The organism is Enterococcus sp. DIV0756 (assembly GCF_051710745.1).
GTDB lineage: Bacteria > Bacillota > Bacilli > Lactobacillales > Enterococcaceae > Enterococcus_A.
Genome location: NZ_JBIOLF010000001.1, coordinates 3,232,746 through 3,248,866, shown reverse-complemented (window position 1 = coordinate 3,248,866; position 16,121 = coordinate 3,232,746). Strand labels below are relative to the sequence as shown.

Sequence of the window (16,121 nt, the reverse complement as noted above, 5' to 3'; positions counted from 1 at the left end):
AAAGGATGCGCAGGGAAAAAAATAGATGGCTGATCGCCTTATCAGGAGTAGCGATTCATCTGTCTATTGGTTCAGCATACGCGTGGAGTGTATTCAAAGAACCAATTAAAGAGATGACAGGATGGGATAAATCATCGATCTCTTTTGCATTTAGTTTAGCGATTTTCTGTTTAGGAACGTCAGCGGCATTTATGGGGAAATTTGTAGAAAAGTTTGGCCCAAGAAAAACAGGGACAGTCGCCTCGATTTTATTCGGTTTAGGAATCATTTCGACGGGCTTTGCTGTTTCTAGTCAATCGTTGCCAATGCTGTATCTGACCTACGGGATTATCGGCGGAATTGGACTAGGAGCTGGCTATGTCACCCCAGTATCAACGATGATTCGGTGGTTCCCAGATAGAAAGGGCTTGGCTACTGGACTTGCCATCATGGGATTTGGTTTCGCTTCTATGATCACTGGGCCGATCGCCCAGCAGTTGATGGTGCGTGTCGGCGTTTCGAACACCTTCTATATTTTAGGGGTTGCTTATTTCTTGGTTATGTTCACTGCTTCTCGTTATTTGGAAAAGCCGCCAGTCGGTTGGACACCAGAAGGATTTGATGCTCCAAATCCAAAAGAAGAAGTGAAAATCCAATATCGTGGCGTACAATTAACCGCCAACCAAGCGATTAAAACAAAAACATTTTGGTTATTATGGTTTATGCTATTTTTAAATATTACTTGCGGTATTTCACTTGTTTCAGAAGCGTCACCAATGGCACAGGAAATCACTGGAATGACTGCGGGTATGGCGGCTACAATGGTAGGTGTGATGGGTGTTTTCAATGGCTGCGGTCGTTTAGTTTGGGCGTTGATCTCAGACGTCTTGGGACGTAAGAATGTCTTTACGATTCTTTTTGTCATTGATATCGTCGTGCTATTGAGCTTATCGGTGGTAAACTCACCATTGCTGTTTGCAGGATTGATCTGTTTATTGATGACCTGCTACGGCGCCGGCTTCTCGATTGTCCCTGCTTATATCGGCGATGTTTTTGGATCAAAAGAAGTTGGTGCTATTCATGGGTATATCTTAACTGCCTGGGCTGCTGCTGGGATGTTCGGGCCAATCTTCTTAGGCAAGATCACTGAGATGTTCCATTCATATACGAATGTTCTACGAATCTTTGCAGTGCTAGCGTTAGTTGGTTTTGCGGCTTCGATGATTATTCGCGGATCGATCAAAAGTTTGGCAAAATCAGCTAGCGATGAGACACCAACAAACTCAAATACTGAGCGAGCTTAAGTCATCTATTCAAAGCGATTAAGACCATTTGGTTTTGATCGCTTTTTTGCGAGTTTGGCTTTTCGCAGTTTGTTAAGTATGAGACGTACATACAGTTTCTTACCAAAAATTGAACAAGCGGTTTAGCCAAATCGTATGCGTACGAAAATTAAAGTAATTTTTCGTGTTTTATGAAAAATACTTTCCCCTTATCTGAGCTAGCTGCGAGTTTGGCTTTTCGCAGTTTATAAAGCTTGAAATGTAGATGTATTTTTTTTCAAAAAAAAAAATGACCAAGTGGTTTAGCCAAATCGTATGCGCAGTGAGAATAAGCCAAACTTTTTCGCTTTTTGAAAAAGTTAATTCATTAATACAAGCTAGCTGCGAGTGAGTCTTTTTACAGTTTATTTTGTAATCACTAAAAATTTTTACCGAGTAATAGTTGACTGGTCAACTATTACTCGGTAAAATGGTTGAGTAGTCAACTATTATTTTTAGGATATTTGGAGGAAATGATGAAACGAAGTGTTGGACGTTTGATTTCAATTTTATATCGAAAAAATCAAATTTATTTGAATGCGGCGATGAAGCCATTGAATATTACGACCGCTGAACAGCCAATCTTGATGTATTTATATCGAAATGATGCAGTGACTCAGGAGGAAATCAGTACCTTCCTTCAAGTGGATAAAGCATTAACGGCTCGCACTGTTCAGTCATTACTAGAAAAGGGTTTGGTTACGAAGGAAAAGGATGAAAAGGACAAACGCTGCAACAAAATTTCTTTGACGAAAAAAGGGCTAGATATGCGAGAAGCAATGATTGAGAAGTTTGCGGGTTGGAACCAGATCATGCTGGAGGGAATGGATGAAACCAAACGCGATCTGCTTTTTGAGTTGTTAGAAGAAATGGTAGAGAAAACTGAGCAGCATGATTTAAAAGGGGGAGAATAAATGGAAGCAGCAAATCCGTTAGGAACAGAAAAAATCTCAAAATTATTGATGCAATTTTCTATTCCAGCAATTATTGGAATGGTGGTCAATGCACTGTATAACGTAGTTGATCGAATCTATATCGGTCATGCGCCAGGTTTGGGGGCAAATGGGTTAGCTGGCATCACGATTGGTTTTCCGATTATGATTATTTTGCTATCGATTGGAATTTTATTTGGTGTTGGGGGTGCCACACTTTTTTCTATGAAGCTGGGTGCCAGAAAAACAGAGGAAGCAGAACGTGCAATGGGGAATGCATTTTCCTTATTGATCATCAGTGGTCTTCTTTTTATGCTTATAGGGCATTTGTTTTTGTCACCGCTATTGTCAGCCTTTGGTGCTAGTGATACGGTGTTACCTTATGCTATGAGCTATATGCGGATTATTTTTTCGGGAGCTGTTTTTCAGATTGTCAGTATTGGTATGAATAACTTTTTACGGGCAGATGGACAGCCGAAATTAGCCATGATCACGATGTTTATGGGGGCAGGGGTCAATATCGTTCTTGATCCAGTATTTATCTATGTTTTTGATATGGGAATGGCTGGTGCTGCTTTAGCCACGATTTTATCACAATTCATTTCCATGGTTTGGATTTTGACGTATTTTCTTAGCAAACGCAGTCATCATCAGATCCAGCTTAAAAATATGCGAATCAAGGGACAGGTGGCTGTGCGCATCACCACCTTGGGCTTGCCTAGCTTTCTCTTGCAGTTGGGGAACAGTATCTTGAACGTCGTCTTGAATATGACACTACTAACTTATGGTGGGGATATCGCTGTATCTGGTATGGGAATTGTTAATAGCATTCAAACGATTCTGTTGATGCCGATCACGGGGCTGGTTCAAGGTGCCCAACCAATCGTCAGCTTTAATTTTGGTGCTAAAAAATTTGGTCGAGTAAGGGAGACTCAAAAATACGCAATTGCGATTTCGACGATCATTGTGTGCATTGGTTGGCTAGCAACAAGATTGATGCCAGAGCAATTGGTGCGAATGTTTAACAATGAGCCAGAACTCTTGACCTTTGGTGCCAAGGCGCTGCAAATATGGTTCTTGTGTTTACCGGTTATCGGGTTTCAAATTGTTGCTTCGAATTTCTTTCAAGCGACAGGACGTACGCGTTCAGCAATTTTCTTAACGTTAACGCGTCAAATTATTTTATTGATTCCAGCGATTCTGCTTTTTTCGGATGCTTGGGGAATGGACGGATTGTTGCATGCGGCCCCTTTCGCTGATGCGGGCGCAGCTGTTTTGACAGGAGCCTTTTATATTGGTGGGATTCGACGTCTTAGTAAGGAAGAATCAACCTTAACTGAACTTGAATATGATATTGAATAAGCAAAAGCGCTCAAATTCCGATTTGAGCGCTTTTTTTTGCTAATAATTCCGTTTAATTCGTGCATAAATAAACGTTCGAAAGGTGGAAAAATCTTTAATTCTTTTAATTTCCTGGTAGCTCTCCGTTGTTTCGAATAATGAGATTAGGGCTTCGTAAATATCTGTGAATCTTCGACGATCGACATCATTGATCGCTGCTAATAGAATGACATGGACTTTTTTATCCCCCCAAGCGATCCCTTTTTCAGAGATTGCTACGCTGATGACCGTTTGATGGGCATCCATATAGACCGAATGAGGAATAGCGATTGATTCAAAAGCGGTCGAGGAAGCATGCTCTCTTTCCAGGACATGAGTAGTGAATTCTGACGGAATCATCTCTTCTTTTTCTAAGATGCGACACATTTCACGGATCGCTTCATCGGCTGTTTCTCCCTGTAAATGACTATTGAAGAATCTTTCATCAAAATAATCATCGAAGTTCTCACGCAGAATGCTCTTTTTCCGATTCAATCGAATATTTCCTAATTCGGTGATCAGGTTTCCCCGCTGCTCTTCTGTAAAGATCGGAGAAACTTGGATGACGAGATAATCAGTGGATTCCGGAACCGGCAATGTGGTGATCAACAATTCAAAATCCAATGCAGCCGTTTCGGAAAACTTAGAGACGACTGTTTGAATGATCAGTTCATTGCCAAAATGCTGGTTCAGCTTTTCGTAAAGCTGCTCATCTAAATTCATGTATTTAGGACAAAGGAGCACCGTTCGAATCTTGGATAGATTTCTCTTTTGTCCTTCTAGTTCAGACCCGATATGCAGGGCGATATAGGCAGTCTCATCTTCGCTGACAGAAACATCAAATAGTGCACTCAATCGTAAGGAAAGATAAACTGCCACATCATAAACCATAGGGAAACTTTTTTTCAAGGACTCTAACATGGGATTTTTCAAAGAAGTTTCTTGTTTAGCCCGCGAAAACAACCCACTGACATGTAGTGAGAAGGGAACTAGGAAGCTTTCGCTCATCAAGTTGATTCCAAAGGTTTGACGGACATCTTCTAGTACCTCGTGAACGATCTGAGAAATTTCGTCCCCCACGATCTGCTCCAATTCCTTCAGATTGTTGGAAGGAATGTAGTTGGCGTTCGCTTGGAAGATCATGTGGATTTCTTCTCTTTCCAAACTGTTTAACGTCAGATCAAATTCCTCTTCAATTAAGCCAATCATTTTCGTTACTAATTTCGCTTTATCCTCCCTAAGCCAGGAACTGAACCAATTACGGGTGACCAAAGATTTGTCATTCCGGACAGAATCCAACAAAATCAATAAATGCAGCATCAAATTAACAAACGAAAAATCATTCAGATGATAGTTGGAATCGTGCATGATGGCATGGATGATGCTGGATAGCTTTTCAATGTCCTCCTTCTCAAAAGTAGCTTCCAAAATTTGCTTATCAATAAATTTATGGGGCACCTCTTCAAAAATAATATAAGAGATCAAACGACGTTTTTCTTTTTCCTCGCCGATAATCTGAATCTCATCCTGTTTAAGGACAAATTTTACATGGTATTTTTCATATGCTTTGTTCATTCTCGCAAGATCGGATTTTAAGGTCGAGTAGCTGACAAATAATTCATCAGATAGATCAAAAATGTTCAGCTGCTGATGTTCCATCAAAATTCGTTTAATAATGAAGAAGGAGCGTTCTTTAAATGTCTGAGGTAAACCGCTTGCATTTTCTGGCTTATCTAATAACTTGTCCGCTTCATCGGGAATAGCGGTGTAGCCGGCATTTGATGAACGGATCACCGGTGCGCTCCCCAGCTTATTTAACTCATAAATATAATTCTTTACTGTTCGCACGGAGACATTCATTTTTTCAGCCAAAATTCTGGAAGAGACAGGACTGTCTTGCTGCAGCAATAATTTCAATAGTTGTTCTTGCTTTTCTTTCATTTCCACATCTCCTCATCAGTGCTTTGTTTCATTATAGCGTGAAACGGTTTGAGAAAAAATAGAGAGTTGCACGACCAGCGTGCAAGAGTCTAGTTGAGGCGGATTTGGAAAATCGTGATAATAAGGGTGTAAAGAGAACAGCGCAAGGATAACAAACAAATTTTAGGAGGAAATGATCATGGAAACAGTAAATATTTTATTATGTTGCGGTGCTGGGATGTCTAGCGGCTTCTTAGCCCAAAAAACGCGGAAGGCAGCGAAAAAACGTAAAATCTCTGGCTCGATCGAAGCCAGAAGTGAAAGTGAAGTGGCTTCTTATTTAGATTCAATCGATATTTTACTTTTAGGTCCGCATTACGCGTCATTCAAAGAAGAGATGGCTGAACAAGCAGCCCCTCACAACGTTGTCGTTGATGTCATTCCACAAGATATTTACGGCATGCTGGATGGCGAAGGGCTATTGGACTTTGCTCTTAGTAAATTGGAAAAATAAAATCGCTTATCCGTTTCGCTTGATGCTTTTTGCATACCTAGTGAAAGGATCTATGTGATGAAAATCAGAAGCAATAATATAAATTAGGAGGAACAAGCAAAATGAAAAAATTTATGGATTGGCTGGCGAATTCTTTTGCTCCAAAAGCAAAAAATCTAACGCAGCGACCGTCTGTAGCTGGATTGTCTAGTGCTATGCAGAAACTGATCCCGTTTATCATGACCGGATCAATCGTCTTTTTCTATAACGTGTTTCGCTCATATATTCCGCAGCTGCCAGATTTGGGCAATATTTCAAATTATTCCTTTGGCATGATCGGGTTAATCGCAGCTTTCATGGTTGCCAACCAGTATATGGAAAAGTTTAAACATCAAAATTACGCCATCACAGCAGGCATCGTTTCAGTCTGTGTTCTGATGATGACCCTGCAGCCAGTTGGTGCAGAAGAAGGGGTCTACGACATGGGACGTATCGGGCCGACAGGAATTCTGATCGGTGTTATCGTTGGCGCGGTCGTTAGCGTGATCTTCCATTATTTCAGCAAACTGCATTTATTGCGTAATTCAGAATTACCGGATTTCGTCGTTGAATGGATCAATAATATTATTCCAATTTTCTTGAGCTTGGCTTTGTGGTCAACCTTGATCTTTGCTTTAAAGATCGATGTTTTCGAAGTGATTATCAACTTGTTTGAACCAATCCAAAGCTTTGGTCAATCGTTGCCTGGTTTGATTCTACTTGTGTTGATCCCAGCCTTCTTTTATTCAATGGGGATCTCGACTTGGCTCTGGTCAGCCATCCAAAATCCGATCTTTATCGCGGGAATTGCAGCGAATGCCTTGGCACTGAAAAACGGGGATGTCGGAATGAACATCGTCACAAATGAAACCGTCTACAGCTTGGGCTTGATCATGATGGGCGGAACAGGGGCCACTTTGACGCTAAATTTATTAATGTGTTTCTCGAAGGCGAAGAAGTTAAAAACTTTGGGACGTATTTGCATCGGTCCCTCACTTTTCAACATCAATGAACCGATCGTTTTCAGTACGCCGGTGGTTATGAATCCGATTTTGATGATGCCGATGTGGATCAATTCCATCACTGGAAGTATCGTGGTTTGGTTTGCGATGCGGGGCGGCTTATTGAACATCCCACAGGAACTGATGCAGGTAGCACAGATTCCCGCACCGATTTCCAGCGTGATGATTTTACAGGATTTCCGAGCGATCTTATGGTATGTCCTATTATTCGCGATGTACCTGTTGACTTGGTACCCATTCTTCAAAGTGTATGAAAAAGAAGTTTTAGCAGAAGAAGTTAAAGAAGAAAAAACCGGGGCAGAACTAACGGCTCCAGTAGAGGCTGTATAAATGAATGAGGTGAAAAAGATGATGGAAGAAACAGAATTAGTCGAAGAAGAAAACGAATTGATTCCTGTAGCAATGCAGATTATTATCCATGCGGGAAATGGACGCACAAAAGCACAGGAAGCGATCAAATTTGCAAAGGAACTAAATTTTGAAGCATCAAAAGAAGCGTTGCAGGAAGCCAAAGACAATATTGTGTTGGCGCATCACTCGCAGACTGCGGTCATCCAAAACGAAGCCGCGGGGAAAAACTACCAGCCGTGTTTATTATTCACCCATGCGCAGGATCATTTGATGACCATTACCAGTGAAGTCAACATGACCAGAGATTTAGTCGATTTGTTTGAATTAGCGATGAAAAAATAGGAGTGCGTTAAATGAAGAAAAAATTAGTAGGGATAGTGTCTGTGTTGAGTATTTTATTGGCGGCTGTTGGTTCATTTGGTGGAATGAAGGAAGCAGCTGCCAAGGAAAGTAAGCAGTCAAAGGAGACAACCATTTATCTAGTCAGACATGGAAAAACCTGGTTCAATACACAAAATCAGGTTCAAGGCTTCTGCGATAGTCTGCTAACTGAAGAAGGCGAAGCACAAGCAAAATTAGTCGGGGAAGGCTTAAAAGAGGTCAAATTCACGGCCGCTTATTCCAGCGATTTGGGTCGTCAAAGAAAAACAGCACAGTTAATTTTAGATCAGAATGAAAAGAAGGTCCCGCAGATTATCGAAAATAAAGGCTTTCGCGAGAAAAACTTTGGCGGCTTTGAAGGTCAATCCAATGATGATATGAACTTAGCTGTTGTCAAAGCGTTGAATTTGGACTATCCAGAAGGCAGCGATGAGTTATGGGATTTCTTGAAGGAGCAGCTGACTGAAGAAGAACTAGCCAATAAGGTAGCAGAAGTTGATCCGACAAAGACGGCTGAAACCTACGATCAAATGAAGCAACGGGTAGAAAAAGCAATGCCGCAGGTAATAAAGAAAGCGACGAAAAAAGGCGGCAATGTGTTAATCGTTTCATCTGGCGGGATTATTCCGATTTTACTGGAAAGCGTTGCACCAGGAAAATATCAGGGTGAAAAAATTGCCAATTGCAGTGTAACAACATTGACCTATAAAGATGGAGAATACACGATCAAGAAGATCGGTGATACCAGCTTTGTCGATCAGAAAGAATAGACCATGCAAAACACGTAAAACCTGAAGCAGTCCGTTATTGACTCATCCTTCAGTTTTAAATAAAAAGATGAGGATGCGAGTTCCTCTTCCTGCTTTAGCAGGTTAGTGGAATCGTATACGTAGTGACCATCGAACTAATTTTTCATCAGAAAAATTAATCCATTATTAAGAACGAGGAGCGAAAGATATGAATAACGAATTTCCAAAAGACTTCCTATGGGGAGCAGCAACTAGCGCGTACCAAGTAGAGGGTGCGGCACAAGAGGATGGGAAAGGACTATCCCAACAAGACATTATTAACAGCGAACGTCACGAAAAATTCGGCTTTGCCGATGCCAGTGTGGCCAGCGATCATTACCATAAATACAAAGAAGACATTGCTCTTTTTAAAGAAATGGGCTTCACCAGTTATCGCTTTTCGATTGCTTGGTCACGCATTTTCCCTAATGGCGACGATGTCGTCAATGAAGCGGGTATCCAATTCTACCGCGATTTAATCAAGGAATTGAAGGACAATGACATTGAACCAATTCCGACATTGTATCATTATGACCTGCCATGGCCATTAGTAGAAAAATACGGCGGGTGGCTGTCTCGCGAAGTGGTAAATGATTTTGAAGTCTTCGCGAAGTATGTCATCAATGAATTCAAGGATGACATCAAGTATTGGATCACGATCAATGAACAAAGTATCATCGTGCAGTATTGGACGCAGAAATGCTACGTATTACCGGAATATCAACACAACAATCAACTCCGGTATCAAATCAACCACCACATGAACTTGGCGCAGGCCGTGGCCGTGAAGCTGGCTCATGAAGTAGGCGCAAAAGCAGGTCCGGCATTAGGCTATGCACCCGTTTATGCTCGTACCTGTAAACCAGAGGATCAGTTGGCGGCATTGAACGCGAATGATCTCCGCAATGCGTATTACTTGGATGTTTATTTCCGTGGGTACTACAATGTTGCAGCGCTGACTTATTTGAAGCAAGCTGGTCTGGCACCGGAGATGGAAGAGGGCGACGAGCAGTTCTTTGCTGAAAATCTATCCGACTTCTTCGCGATCAACTATTACGACAGCCAATGTGCGCATGCCTGTCCTGAAGGAGAAGAGCGTCGTTGGTCTGGCTACAACTTATCTGGTAAAAAAGGCGATATGTCTGGCTTTGAGACGCATCCAGGCTTCTACCAAATGTGCGCGAATCCTGAATTGCGTACGACGGATTGGGATTGGGCAATTGACCCAATCGGTCTGGAATACGTCTATCGTGACCTTTATACGCGTTACCGTGTTCCGTTTATGATCACTGAAAATGGCTTAGGCGCATATGATGAGCTGACGCCAGATGGCAAAGTTCATGACGATTACCGAATCGACTATTTACGTGAGCATATCCAAGCAACGAAACGCGCGATGGATCTTGGTGTGGAAGTGGTTGGCTATATGCCTTGGTCTGCGATTGATCTGCTGTCTACCAGCAATGGCTACAAAAAACGTTACGGCCTGATCTACGTCGATCGGACAGACGATGACGTGAAGGAATGCAAACGTATCAGAAAAGACTCTTTCTATTGGTATAAAGAGGTAATCGCGTCAAACGGCACGAAATTGGATTGATGAAAATGATTTTAAGAAATTTGATTTCTGTTTTAGGTTCCTCTTTAGTCGGTATTGGCGTAGGTCTGTGTGTAGTGACGGGTCTAGGTGCGGATGCGTTGGGTGTTTTATGGGAAGGCTTAGCCAAGCATCTGCCGATCACGGTGGGTCAGGCTTCCTTACTCGTCACCTGTACCTGCTTGATTATCGTCGCATTGATTGATAAAAAAGAACTAGGAATAGCGACGGTTTTGAATCCAATCGCTACAAGTATTTTCACCGATTTGCTGATCAAGTATCTGACAATTCAAAGCGGTGTAGTGATTAAACTCATGTTAGTTGTGCTAGGGATCTCCTTTATCGGCATCGGTTCGGGAATTGCCGCCGCCACAAATGCCGGCAAGGAAGGGTATATCGCATTGAGCTTTGCACTAAGCAAACGTCTCACGATCGACTTGGCAAAAGTACGCATGGGTCTTGATTTGATCTGCTTTATCACCGGCATGGTTTTAGGCGGAAAGTTTATGATTGGTCCGATCGTTGGTGTTCTGCTGATTGGTCCGCTGTTGAAACTAACGAGTCAATATTGCGGCAAGAAAATGCAACCATTATTGGGATAAAAAAATGGATTAATTTATAGAAAAAACGATTGAAATCTTTCGATTTCAATCGTTTTTTTGCTGAATCAAAGTTGTGTATCAACAAATGCTCTGATAGTAGATAATAATCGAATGTTTTCTGTCTAGAGTAGATATCATTAAAAACTAGCGTGAGCTTGTTTCCGAAAAGCTCCTGGTGTTAACCCAGTGGCTTTTTTAAATGTATGGATAAAGTGTGGAGTATCGGTAAATTTTAACAATTCAGCAATATCAGAGATACTAAGATCCTTGTTTGATAGTAACGAAATCGCGGTTTTAACCTTGTTTTGAATAATGAATTTTTTAGGTGGAACACCAACCTCTTTCGAAAAAATCGTGCAAAAATAGTGTTCATTTATGCCAAGGTAATCTGAAATATCTTGGAGTGTTGGTGATTCATAGAGGTGAGCATGGATGTATTGGATAGCTTTCATGATATGTAGAGAATAGTTTCCCGCACGATCTTTATCTAATAAGTGCTTATATCCGTAAAGAATATCGTGGTAGATAACCTCCAACTCTTTACTGGAATCAGTTCTTTCAATTTCATTAATAAAATAGTCGCTTACAGAAAAGCTCTTTTCGACCGATAAACCGAGATCAATAGCCAAGCGGCAGTATATTGTTAAAAAGCTGATCAGTGAATTTTTCCGTGCCCTCAAGGGTGTTGGGGCTAAAATATTCACATAGGTATCCAAAGTTAGAATACTGTGATATTCCTCATCATTACTATTAAGGAATTGTGTAAGATGGTGCTCGATTTGGTATGGATGGTGCGAGTATTCATGAATAAAGGAGTTCTCTGCAATGACATCAATATTTTTTTTCATTTCCATTCCTCTGAATTCGTTTACAATCTATATGAATATTTTACAATAAATATGAAGAAAATACAATTATCTTTGATTATTCTAGCTAAGATAAGTATATCAAGAAGAAAGAGAGTTGAAATCTTATGAAAGAAAAAATGTCCAAAGATTTTTTCTGGGGGGGATCTGTATCGGCTCACCAAACGGAAGGTGCAAATACGAAAGAATACGGTAAAGGTAAATCTGTATATGATAAGTTTGGTGAAAAAGTTGGGTTTCCAGAATGGAGCATCAATGCAGGAACTGATGCTTATCATAGATATGAAGAAGACTTCGATTTATTGAAGGAAATGGGGATGAATAGTTACCGTTTCTCGATTGCTTGGTCCAGAATCTTCCCAAATGGGGACGGCCAAGTGAATGAAGAAGGTGTCCGTTTCTACCATCACTTTATCGATGCATTGATTGAACGAGGAATCGAGCCGATGATTTGCGCGTATCACTTCGACTTGCCATATGCGTTACACGAAAAATTTGGCGGTTGGACATCTAGAAAGACAGTGGAGGCGTTCATTCAATATACTCAATTTCTGATTGATGAGTATGGGGAAAAGGTTCACTGGTGGATTCCAATGAATGAACAAAACGGGTGTAAATTAGCTTCTGCGGTATTAGGCGGTCATAGCAAATCAGATTCAAATTTTAATCAGAATATTGAACAAATCAACTATCATCTAAATCTGGCAGCTGCTGGGATGATCAAATACTCTCACGTTAAATATCCGAATAATCAGATAGGTGTAATGATCAATTATTGTCCGATCTATCCAGAAACAGCTCACCCAAGTGATATATTGACGGCACAACTTCAAGATGAAGACGCTAATTTTAATACTCTGGATGTCATGATTAACGGGACTTATCCCACCAGAAATCAAATAGCTTGGAATAAAAAGGAGATTACTCCTGAAATAGTATCCGGTGATCGTGAATGTATGCTAAACATCAATCCTGATTTCATAGGGATCAGTTATTATTCATCCCAAATGACTAATCGAACATTTGAGAATTATCGATTTTCTGATGCCTTATTAGACAGCATCATCGGGAAGCCTTCTCCATTTCCAAAAAACTCATTTTTGCATCGAACGGAGTGGGATTGGACGATAGATCCTGTTGGACTGCGCGGGGGGCTAAATAAACTTTTCTCAAGATACAATTTACCGATCTTCATCATGGAGAATGGTGTGGGTGTCATCGAGTATTTGAACGAAAATGGAACGATCGAAGATTCTTACCGTGTGGATTTTTTTAAAACGCATATTTCTGAAATGAGAAAGGCTATTTTTGAAGATGGAGTAAATTGTATTGGCTATCAAACTTGGGCACCAATAGACATCCTGAGTTCTAGAGGAGAAATGAAAAAGAGGTATGGTTTCATTTATGTCGATCGCGATGATCATTCAGTGGGAACGATGAATCGTATCAAAAAAGAAAGCTTCTATTGGTATAAAGATCTGATTGATAGTAAAGGCGTGTTAGCTGATGAATAGAATCTTGAATGATCAAAATGTCTTTTTAGGATTGCCACAGGATAACGTCAAAGATTTATTTCAGTTTCTGATAGAACATGAATCAACTGGATCAGTTAGCGATAAAGCACAAACATTAAAAGATGTATTAAGACGTGAATCGGAGCTTTCAACTGGTTTTGTTAAAGGCATAGCAATCCCTCATAGTATTAGTGAGGGCGTCACTAGTGCAGCTGTTGTCATAGGAAAACTGAAACATCCTATAGAATGGAACACTATAGATGGTGAACCTGTAAACTTGGTATTTTTGATTTTGAGTCCGAAAGACAGTAAGGAGAAAATGCATTTAAAGATCTTGGCTAAAGTTGCAGAACAATTAGCAGACGAAGATATCATAGAGAAAATTCTAACGATGGATTCAAAGGAAATGATAATTAAACTTTTAAAGGAGGAAATTTAAATGAAGTTCGTAGGGGTAGCAGCTTGTCCTGCCGGGTTAATGCACACATTTATGGCATCAAAGGCCCTAAAAAAAGCAGCTAAAAAGAGTGGACATGAATTGTTAATGGAAACACAGTCTGCTTCAGGGATTGAAAATCAATTAACACAAAATGACATTGATTCAGCCGATGCGGTAGTTTTAGCTATTGATACTGCAATTCAGGGAATGGATCGATTCGCTGATATTCCTGTGTTGAAAATCAATACGACTGAGGCTTTGGCACACAGTAAGGCTCTCATACAGCAATTGGCTGAGATGGGGGATAGTTGATGGAGACGGCTGAAAAAAAATTTAAATTTAGCGATATTAAGTTGCATTTGGTAGCTGGTACAAACTATATGCTACCAATAATAATTGTCGGTGCTTTGTTTACGGCAGTTGTAACATTTATGCCAGAAAGTTTCCCTTTGTTTGATTTCTTTAAGTTCATTTCGACGGCTGGTCTTGAACGATTTGATATCTTTTGTTGTATGTTTATTGCTTATTCAGTAGCAGATAGAGTCGCATTAGCACCAGCATTTATGTTAGCCTTGTATGCTAATCAAAACGGATTAGGTATTTTTGGGGCAATTATTATTGGTTTGTTAGTAGGGTATATATCTGTTTGGATGGGCAAGCTTCCTTTGAAGGGATCTGGAAAGGCACTTTTTTCATTGGTAGTCATTCCAACTGTGGTTACTTTAGGAATAGGAATGATTTCAGTGACAATCGTTCAACAGCCAATCTTGTTCATCAATGAATGGTTGAAAACCTTCTTAACTTCCTTGTATGGTAGTAACGCAATTGCTTTGGGACTGATTTTGGGTGCGATGATTGGTTTTGACCTTGGCGGCCCAGTGAATAAAGTAGCCGGTCTTTTTGCACTAACAATGTTGAACGAAGGCGTTCGTTGGCCGATTACAATGGCAACAGCGGCATTTATGGTACCTTCAATGTCTGTAGGACTGGCAACGGTAATTGATCGAAAAGGTCGTTTTTTTGATGAAGATGAGAAGGTTGCTGGAACTACATCGTTCTTAATGAGTTTTCTGTTAATGAGTGAGCCGGCTATTCCGTTCATGCTCGTTGATCCAAAATTCATGATTCCACTGAATATGTTGAGTTGTGGAGTATTGTGTTCTATCTATGCAATGTTCGGAATCACTTCAACAGTAGCATTCGGACCATTGATTGGTTTCGCCTATTCCAGCCATCCAATTATTGGTGTTATTAGTGTATTAGCGGTGGTATTAGTAGCAGCCATATTTATCCTTATTCGGCGTAAGTTTTTAGTACAAAAAGGGATTGTAGAATTATAATTTGAAATTTTTTAGATAGAAAGAGTCTTCTGTTAAAAAATACAGGAACTCTTTCTTTGTATTAGGATATCTTTTTACAAATGTTTAACTTTATTGGTTGTTTGTTAAGGAAATCAACGAATGAGAAAGAAAAAATTGACTAGGACAAGGCGAAATGACTAAAAAGACTATGTTGTTGTTATCGATAGAGTATATAATCGGTTTATACAAAAAATCGGCACAAGAAGAGTCAAAATGTTTATCATAGCAGTCATCGAAAAAAGTGAAGTTGACAAGATGCCTTTATTACTGGGGGCTTTGGGTTTGTTCGTCTTTTTCATCAGTGCCAGCGAAACATCGATTGGCGGGATCGGGTACCGCGGATTCGCTTTTTATCGGTATGGAAAACGGGTCTGGAAGTTTTGTAATCGATTGTTTGGCGGGCTTTTATTGGCTGTCTCGTTGATCTCTTATCTGATTTTTAAAAAGGGTGACTTGACTACTGATAATAAAGTGCTTTTTCTGACGATTTCTTGTTTTCTTTGTTGGTTAATCACGGAAGTCATTACGTTCATTTTGAAAAGGTGGAGGGTATAATTTAACTTTTTCTTGTTCAAGGTTGACAAAAAGCAAAATACAAACTAATATAGTTAGCATGATAACTATTTGAGGTGAGAATACATGAATGACCCAAAAACAATTGGTTTTGAGGTAAGAGAGTTATCGTTGTTAATTGCTAGATACATTGAAAAAGTAAGTGACAGCGGACATATCAGAGGACCGCAGGGATTTGCTTTAGGCTATTTGGTTCAGAATCGCGACAAAGAAATTTATCAAAAAGATTTGGAAGAGAAATTGTCGATTCGCAAACCAACAGCCAGCAATTTAGTGGATCGCATGATTAAAAATGGTTTTTTAACAACGGCCCCCTCGCAAAAAGATAAACGCTTAAAGCAATTGATCGTAACGGAGAAGGCCATAGAGACAACGATCGAGATCGAAAAACAGGTAGCAAAGGTAGAAGCGGTTTTGGGACAAGACATCTCTGATGAAGAACTGTTGCAGTTTTTCACCACGATGGAGAAATTCAAACAAAATATGAAAAAGCATCTCTAATCTGGTCGTTATAACGGTCAGATTTCAATTTCTGCCAATAGTTAGCATGCTAATCTAAAAG

General features: G+C 40.2%; 17 protein-coding genes. 15 read left to right on the top strand and 2 right to left on the bottom strand.

The features are described from left to right. The first annotated feature begins 5 nt into the window (after positions 1-5). The 3 genes from IGI44_RS15660 to IGI44_RS15650 all read left to right on the top strand — a co-directional run bounded on the left by IGI44_RS15660 (position 6) and on the right by IGI44_RS15650 (position 3,595). Positions 6-1,283, top strand: a complete 1,278-nt coding sequence (locus IGI44_RS15660) for an L-lactate MFS transporter (RefSeq protein WP_438788710.1) — start codon at positions 6-8, stop codon at positions 1,281-1,283. A gap of 494 nt (positions 1,284-1,777) precedes the next feature. Then, entirely contained in the window at positions 1,778-2,215 is a 438-nt protein-coding gene (locus IGI44_RS15655; RefSeq protein WP_438788708.1) for a MarR family winged helix-turn-helix transcriptional regulator, read from the top strand. Further along, positions 2,216-3,595, top strand: a complete 1,380-nt coding sequence (locus IGI44_RS15650) for an MATE family efflux transporter (protein ID WP_438788707.1) — start codon at positions 2,216-2,218, stop codon at positions 3,593-3,595. A gap of 39 nt (positions 3,596-3,634) precedes the next feature. Here the strand turns inward: IGI44_RS15650 and IGI44_RS15645 are convergent, their stop codons facing one another. Further along, complete coding sequence (locus tag IGI44_RS15645) at positions 3,635-5,554, bottom strand: BglG family transcription antiterminator (RefSeq protein WP_438788706.1); 1,920 nt, start codon at positions 5,552-5,554, stop codon at positions 3,635-3,637. A 178-nt stretch (positions 5,555-5,732) separates the two neighbouring features. Here IGI44_RS15645 and IGI44_RS15640 point away from each other — a divergent pair, with 178 nt between their 5' ends. From IGI44_RS15640 to IGI44_RS15615, 6 genes are all read left to right on the top strand, one after another. Beyond that, complete coding sequence (locus tag IGI44_RS15640) at positions 5,733-6,047, top strand: PTS sugar transporter subunit IIB (protein ID WP_438788704.1); 315 nt, start codon at positions 5,733-5,735, stop codon at positions 6,045-6,047. Between the two features lie 101 nt (positions 6,048-6,148). Further along, positions 6,149-7,417 carry a PTS sugar transporter subunit IIC gene (locus IGI44_RS15635; RefSeq protein ID WP_438788703.1) on the top strand — a complete coding sequence of 423 codons (1,269 nt, stop codon included), beginning with the start codon at positions 6,149-6,151 and terminating at the stop codon, positions 7,415-7,417. A gap of 18 nt (positions 7,418-7,435) precedes the next feature. After that, positions 7,436-7,780, top strand: a complete 345-nt coding sequence (locus IGI44_RS15630; protein WP_438789008.1) for a PTS lactose/cellobiose transporter subunit IIA — start codon at positions 7,436-7,438, stop codon at positions 7,778-7,780. A gap of 11 nt (positions 7,781-7,791) precedes the next feature. Beyond that, entirely contained in the window at positions 7,792-8,589 is a 798-nt protein-coding gene (locus IGI44_RS15625; protein ID WP_438788701.1) for a histidine phosphatase family protein, read from the top strand. A 187-nt stretch (positions 8,590-8,776) separates the two neighbouring features. After that, positions 8,777-10,207, top strand: a complete 1,431-nt coding sequence (locus IGI44_RS15620) for a glycoside hydrolase family 1 protein (RefSeq protein WP_438788700.1) — start codon at positions 8,777-8,779, stop codon at positions 10,205-10,207. Next, on the top strand, positions 10,207-10,806 hold the full coding sequence (locus IGI44_RS15615; RefSeq protein ID WP_438788698.1) for a YczE/YyaS/YitT family protein: 600 nt from the start codon (positions 10,207-10,209) through the stop codon (positions 10,804-10,806). The genes IGI44_RS15620 and IGI44_RS15615 overlap by 1 nt, the downstream gene beginning before the upstream one ends. A gap of 137 nt (positions 10,807-10,943) precedes the next feature. Here the strand turns inward: IGI44_RS15615 and IGI44_RS15610 are convergent, their stop codons facing one another. Continuing rightward, entirely contained in the window at positions 10,944-11,654 is a 711-nt protein-coding gene (locus IGI44_RS15610) for a helix-turn-helix domain-containing protein (RefSeq protein ID WP_438788696.1), read from the bottom strand. 125 nt (positions 11,655-11,779) lie between these two features. Between IGI44_RS15610 and IGI44_RS15605 the strand changes: the two genes are divergently transcribed. The 6 genes from IGI44_RS15605 to IGI44_RS15580 all read left to right on the top strand — a co-directional run bounded on the left by IGI44_RS15605 (position 11,780) and on the right by IGI44_RS15580 (position 16,060). Beyond that, positions 11,780-13,186, top strand: a complete 1,407-nt coding sequence (locus tag IGI44_RS15605) for a glycoside hydrolase family 1 protein (RefSeq protein ID WP_438788695.1) — start codon at positions 11,780-11,782, stop codon at positions 13,184-13,186. Continuing rightward, on the top strand, positions 13,179-13,625 hold the full coding sequence (locus IGI44_RS15600) for a PTS sugar transporter subunit IIA (RefSeq protein ID WP_438788693.1): 447 nt from the start codon (positions 13,179-13,181) through the stop codon (positions 13,623-13,625). The genes IGI44_RS15605 and IGI44_RS15600 overlap by 8 nt, the downstream gene beginning before the upstream one ends. After that, the gene (locus IGI44_RS15595) at positions 13,626-13,937 is read left to right on the top strand and encodes a PTS fructose transporter subunit IIB (protein ID WP_438788691.1); all 312 of its coding nucleotides are present in this window, start codon (positions 13,626-13,628) and stop codon (positions 13,935-13,937) included. It abuts the gene before it with no gap. Continuing rightward, on the top strand, positions 13,937-14,965 hold the full coding sequence (locus tag IGI44_RS15590; protein WP_438788690.1) for a hypothetical protein: 1,029 nt from the start codon (positions 13,937-13,939) through the stop codon (positions 14,963-14,965). The genes IGI44_RS15595 and IGI44_RS15590 overlap by 1 nt, the downstream gene beginning before the upstream one ends. 234 nt (positions 14,966-15,199) lie before the next feature. Further along, the gene (locus tag IGI44_RS15585) at positions 15,200-15,541 is read left to right on the top strand and encodes a hypothetical protein (protein WP_438788689.1); all 342 of its coding nucleotides are present in this window, start codon (positions 15,200-15,202) and stop codon (positions 15,539-15,541) included. A gap of 84 nt (positions 15,542-15,625) precedes the next feature. Continuing rightward, positions 15,626-16,060 carry a MarR family winged helix-turn-helix transcriptional regulator gene (locus IGI44_RS15580; protein ID WP_438788688.1) on the top strand — a complete coding sequence of 145 codons (435 nt, stop codon included), beginning with the start codon at positions 15,626-15,628 and terminating at the stop codon, positions 16,058-16,060. Positions 16,061-16,121: the final 61 nt, after the last annotated feature.